The organism is Rhizobacter sp. P5_C2 (assembly GCF_054049715.1).
This window is the reverse complement of record NZ_JBFULV010000217.1, coordinates 1-2,659: the sequence shown is the minus strand read 5'-3', so window position 1 is coordinate 2,659 and position 2,659 is coordinate 1. Positions and strand designations below refer to the sequence as shown.

Genomic DNA, 2,659 nt, shown 5'->3' with positions numbered 1-2,659 from the left:
GGTGGAACGCAGACGGTGACCGCCACCTACCGCAACGACGGCAACCTGCCGATGACGCTGGCATCCCCCGAGCTGGCCGCGCCGCTGAGTGTGGCGAGCAACGGTTGCAGCGCGGTGGCCGCTGGAGGCAGTTGCAGCCTGGTGATCGCTGCGGCGGCCAATGTGCCGGGCCTTGGCCAGACGCAGAGCTTCGTGCCGACAGGGGCGACCACTGCGCCCGCAGTGACCCGCGTCACCTGGACCACGCAGAGCGCGGTCCCTCGCTGGAGCAGCACGGCGCTCGCCTTCGGCAACGTGGCGGTGGGTGGCTCGGCGTCGCAGGGCGTGAACCTCTTCAACGACGGCAACGTGGCCTACAACTGGGCTGCGAACAGCGGCGTTGCCAACCTGCCGGCGGGCTTCGGTGTCAACACCAGCGCGTGCGGCAATGTGGCGCCGGGCGGCTCGTGCCCGCTGACCGTCAGCTTCACGCCGAGCAGTGCCGGCAGCTACAGCGGCAGCGGCCTCACGATGAGCGCGGCGTCGTTCAACACGAACAGCTTCAGCGTCTCGGGGACGGGCTACATCCTGCCGGTCATCACCACGTTCACGACGTCGATCAGCGGTTCGTCCACCGCGCCAACGGCGGCCGTGGCGAGCACGGCCTACAGCAACAGCGCTCCGACGCCCACCACCCTCACGCTGTCGGTGAACGGCGGCATGAGCCTGACGAACAACACCTTGACCTGCGGTGCGTCGGCCGGGTGCGGCTCATGGCAGGTGGTGTCGCCGACGACGGCCGGCACCTACACCGGCACGATCACCGGCACCTCGTCGATGGGAGGCAGCGTGCCGCCGATCTCGGTGACGCTGACGGTGCTGCCGACACCGAGCAACACGACGGTGACGGTCAGCCCCACATCGCTGGCGTTCGGCTCTCAGACGATGGACCAGACCTCTGCGGTGCAGACGGTGACGGTGTCCAACACCGGCGCGGCGTCAGCCGCATTGAACTTCACGTGGCCGGCGATCTCCGGTGGGGCGAGTTTCAGTCGACAGGGAGGCACCTGCGTGGCTGGTGCACAGCTCGGCGCGGGCGCGTCGTGCACCGTGGGTGTGGTGTTCATCACCGGCTGCACGGCTGGCACGCTGAACCAGAACATCAAGGTCAGCGGCGGCAACTATCCCGCTGCGTCGATCGGGGTGAGCGGCACGATCAAGACGGGGAAGTGCACATGAGCACGACGAAAAACAAGATGGTCCGGGCCGGGATCGCGGCCGCGCTGCTGGGGCTGTGCGGGATGACGCAGGCCCAGACGGCCGGCCAGAGCGTGACGCGCACGGTGACCTATGAGTACGACGGGTACGGCACGCCGATCAAGCAGACGGTGGAGCCGGACGACCCGCGCTACACGGTGACCACCGTGATGGAGCCCGACGCGAACTACGGCGTGACGCGCAAGCGCACCGTGACCTGGCGCGACCCAGTCACCGGCGAGACCAACACGCGCAGCGATGGCTCCGACTACGACAGCCGCTTCCGCTACACCGAGAAGAGCACGAACGCGAAGGGCCACCCGACGACGAGCACGCACGACGCCGGCAGCGGCAGCGCACTGAGCGCGACCGATGCCGACCAACTGACCACGCGTTGGCAATACGACGGCTGGGGCCGCAAGCTGCGCGAGAGCCGCGCCGACGGCACGGCCACCAGCACGGCCTACCGGCAGTGCGTGGACAGCTGCCTGAACGGCGCAGCGACCGTGACGATCACGCAGCAGTGGGGTGGCGTGAACGAGGCCAGTCAGACGGCCAGCCCGAGCGAGGCCTTCGAGGACGCGGCCGGTCACGAGGTGCTGTCGCGCCACTGGGGTTTTGACGGCAGCGCGGTGCTCAGCGAGAAGGTCTACGACGCCCAGGGCCGCGTGCAGCGGCTCTCGCGCCTGTACACCGTTGGCCAGAGCCCGGTGTGGACAAGCTACGACCGCGACGCGCTCGGCCGGGTCTGGCAGATCAACGCACCGAACAAGACCGGCAGCGGCGTCGACCGCGCGAGCTTCAGCTACAACGGCCTGAGCCGCACGAGCCTCAACGCGAAGGGACAAGCGCGCACCGAGGTGCGCAACGCGGCGGGCCAGCTGGCGTCAGTCACCGATGCCTACGGCGCGACGACGCGCTATGTCTATGGGGCTTTCGGTAGCCTGGCCCGCACGATCGACCCGAAGGGCAACCGCATCGAGATCGGCTACGACCGGCTGGGCCGCAAGACCACGCTGGATGACCCGAACCTCGGGCACTGGACTTACCTCGTCGACCCGCTGGGCCAGACCCGCCAGCAGACCGATTCGAAGCAGCAGACCACGAGCTTCGAGTTCGACGTGCTGGGGCGCATGACTCGCCGGCTGGAGCCGGACCTGGACAGCCGCTGGGAGTACGACACCGCGGCCAACGGCACCGGCGAGCTGGCCGAGACCTACACCTGGGCGGCCAATGCGAAGGACTACCGGCGCGTGCTCAGCTACGACGCGCTCGGCCGCCCGAGCACGACGGTGACGAGCCTGGACGCGGACTACGCGAGCACGGTGACGTACGACGCGTTCGGCCGCCCGGACCGTACGACGCAGAGCCGGGCGGCGCGAGGCGCAGGCGCGACGGCAACGGTTGCAGCCAATACCTTCCA

General features: G+C 69.0%; 2 protein-coding genes. Both read left to right on the top strand.

Translation table 11 applies throughout. The features are described from left to right. The coding region (locus ACXJLU_RS33070; RefSeq protein ID WP_457337960.1) for a choice-of-anchor D domain-containing protein at window positions 1-1,218 on the top strand (1,218 nt) is incomplete at its 5' end. Continuing rightward, window positions 1,215-2,659, top strand: a 1,445-nt coding sequence (locus ACXJLU_RS33065; protein ID WP_489742421.1) for an RHS repeat domain-containing protein, incomplete at its 3' end; no start/stop codon positions are given. The genes ACXJLU_RS33070 and ACXJLU_RS33065, both read left to right, overlap by 4 nt.